General features: G+C 54.0%; 1 rRNA gene. It reads left to right on the top strand.

What is annotated here, in order from left to right:
* Positions 1-93: 93 nt before the first annotated feature.
* Positions 94-2,962 (top strand): 23S ribosomal RNA (locus KNP91_RS15530); the annotation flags it as partial.

Below are 2,962 nucleotides of genomic sequence, written 5' to 3'. Positions count from 1 at the left end.
CACTCGCACCTTGAAAACTGAAGACATCAACAAGACATCAAACTTTTTATAACCATGTCATTAGACGTGTGTTCTTAGAATACCAAAATGCTAGATCAAGGTATGAAGGGCGTACGGTGGATGCCTTGGCACTAGGAGCCGATGAAGGACGCGACGAACAGCGATATGCTTCGGGGAGCAGTAAGTATGCTTTGATCCGAGGATTTCCGAATGGGGGAACCCACCATCCGTAATGGGATGGGACATGTTACATGAATACATAGTGTAGCGTGAGGCAGACCCGGGGAACTGAAACATCTAAGTACCCGGAGGAAGAGAAAGCAAATGCGATTCCCTGAGTAGCGGCGAGCGAAACGGGAACAGCCCAAACCGGAGAGCATGCTCTCCGGGGTTGTAGGACACTCTATACGGAGTCAAAAAGGAAGACAGTAGGTGAACGACCTGGAAAGGCCGGCCGAAGAAGGTGACAGCCCTGTAGCTGAAACTGTTTTCCCTCCAGAGTGGATCCTGAGTACGGCGGGACACGTGAAACCCCGTCGGAATCCGGGAGGACCATCTCCCAAGGCTAAATACTCCCTAGTGACCGATAGTGAACCAGTACCGTGAGGGAAAGGTGAAAAGCACCCCGGAAGGGGAGTGAAATAGATCCTGAAACCGTATGCCTACAAGTAGTCAGAGCCCGTTCATGGGTGATGGCGTGCCTTTTGTAGAATGAACCGGCGAGTTACGATAGCGCGCGAGGTTAAGCTGATGAGGCGGAGCCGTAGCGAAAGCGAGTCTGAATAGGGCGCCATAGTGCGTTGTCGTAGACCCGAAACCAGGTGATCTACCCATGTCCAGGATGAAGGTCAGGTAACACTGACTGGAGGTCCGAACCCACGCACGTTGAAAAGTGCGGGGATGAGGTGTGGGTAGCGGTGAAATGCCAATCGAACCTGGAGATAGCTGGTTCTCCCCGAAATAGCTTTAGGGCTAGCCTCGAGGTTGAGAGTTCCGGAGGTAGAGCACTGATTGGACTAGGGGCCCCCACAGGGTTACCGAATTCAGTTAAACTCCGAATGCCGGCAACTTATACTCGGGAGTCAGACTGCGAGTGATAAGATCCGTAGTCAAGAGGGAAACAGCCCAGACCGCCAGCTAAGGTCCCAAAGTGTATGTTAAGTGGAAAAGGATGTGGCGCTGCCTAGACAGCTAGGATGTTGGCTTAGAAGCAGCCACCATTCAAAGAGTGCGTAATAGCTCACTAGTCGAGTGGCGCCGCGCCGAAAATGTAACGGGGCTAAACATACCACCGAAGCTGCGGATTCCGTAAGGAATGGTAGGGGAGCGTTCCAAACCGCTGTGAAGCTGTACCGGAAGGAGCAGTGGAGCGTTTGGAAGTGAGAATGCCGGTGTGAGTAGCGAAAAGAGGGGTGAGAATCCCCTCCGTCGAAAGCCCAAGGTTTCCTGAGGAAGGCTCGTCCGCTCAGGGTTAGTCTGGACCTAAGCCGAGGCCGAAAGGCGTAGGCGATGGATAACAGGTTGATATTCCTGTACCACCGATCCACCGTTTGAACAATGGGGGGACGCAGGAGGATAGTGACGCATGCGGATGGAAGTGCATGTGTAAGTTTCGAGACCGTCTGATTGGCAAATCCGTCAGGCATCAAAGTCGAGGAACGATGCGGAGTCCCGTAGGGACGAAGGTCACGATTTCACACTGCCAAGAAAAGCCTCTAGTGAGGTGGAAGGTGCCAGTACCGTAAACCGACACAGGTAGGCGGGATGAGAATTCTAAGACGCGCGGGATAACTCTCGTTAAGGAACTCGGCAAAATGGTCCCGTAACTTCGGGAGAAGGGACGCTCTACATGAGTAGAGCCGCAGTGAATAGGCCCAAACGACTGTTTAGCAAAAACACAGGTCTCTGCTAAATCGCAAGATGACGTATAGGGGCTGACGCCTGCCCGGTGCTGGAAGGTTAAGGGGATGGGTTAGCGCAAGCGAAGCTTTGAACCGAAGCCCCAGTAAACGGCGGCCGTAACTATAACGGTCCTAAGGTAGCGAAATTCCTTGTCGGGTAAGTTCCGACCCGCACGAAAGGCGTAACGATTTGGGCACTGTCTCAACGAGAGACCCGGTGAAATCATAGTACCTGTGAAGATGCAGGTTACCCGCGACAGGACGGAAAGACCCCATGGAGCTTTACTACAGCCTGATATTGAGGCTTTGTGCATGATGTACAGGATAGGCGGGAGACGTCGAGACCGGAGCGCCAGCTTCGGAGGAGTCACCCTTGGGATACCGCCCTTCATGCATAGAGTCTCTAACTCGCAGCCGTCATCCGGCTGGAGGACCGTGTCAGGCGGGTAGTTTGACTGGGGCGGTCGCCTCCTAAACAGTAACGGAGGCGCCCAAAGGTTCCCTCAGAATGGTTGGAAATCATTCGTAGAGCGCAAAGGCAGAAGGGAGCTTGACTGCGAGACCTACAAGTCGAGCAGGGACGAAAGTCGGGCTTAGTGATCCGGTGGTTCCGCATGGAAGGGCCATCGCTCAACGGATAAAAGCTACCCTGGGGATAACAGGCTGATCTCCCCCAAGAGTCCACATCGACGGGGAGGTTTGGCACCTCGATGTCGGCTCATCGCATCCTGGGGCTGGAGTAGGTCCCAAGGGTTGGGCTGTTCGCCCATTAAAGCGGTACGCGAGCTGGGTTCAGAACGTCGTGAGACAGTTCGGTCCCTATCCGTCGTGGGCGCAGGAAATTTGAGGAGAGCTGTCCTTAGTACGAGAGGACCGGGATGGACGCACCGCTGGTGTACCAGTTGTTCCGCCAGGAGCATCGCTGGGTAGCTACGTGCGGACGGGATAAATGCTGAAAGCATCTAAGCATGAAGCCCCCTCCAAGATGAGATTTCCCTTTGAGTAATCAAGAAAGACCCCTCAGAGACGATGAGGTAGATAGGTCACGGGTGGAAGCATGG

Source organism: Exiguobacterium sp. s138 (assembly GCF_018618775.1).
Classification (GTDB): domain Bacteria; phylum Bacillota; class Bacilli; order Exiguobacteriales; family Exiguobacteriaceae; genus Exiguobacterium_A; species Exiguobacterium_A artemiae.
Note: the sequence above shows the minus strand (reverse complement) of the source record. Positions and strands in the feature narration are given on the sequence as shown.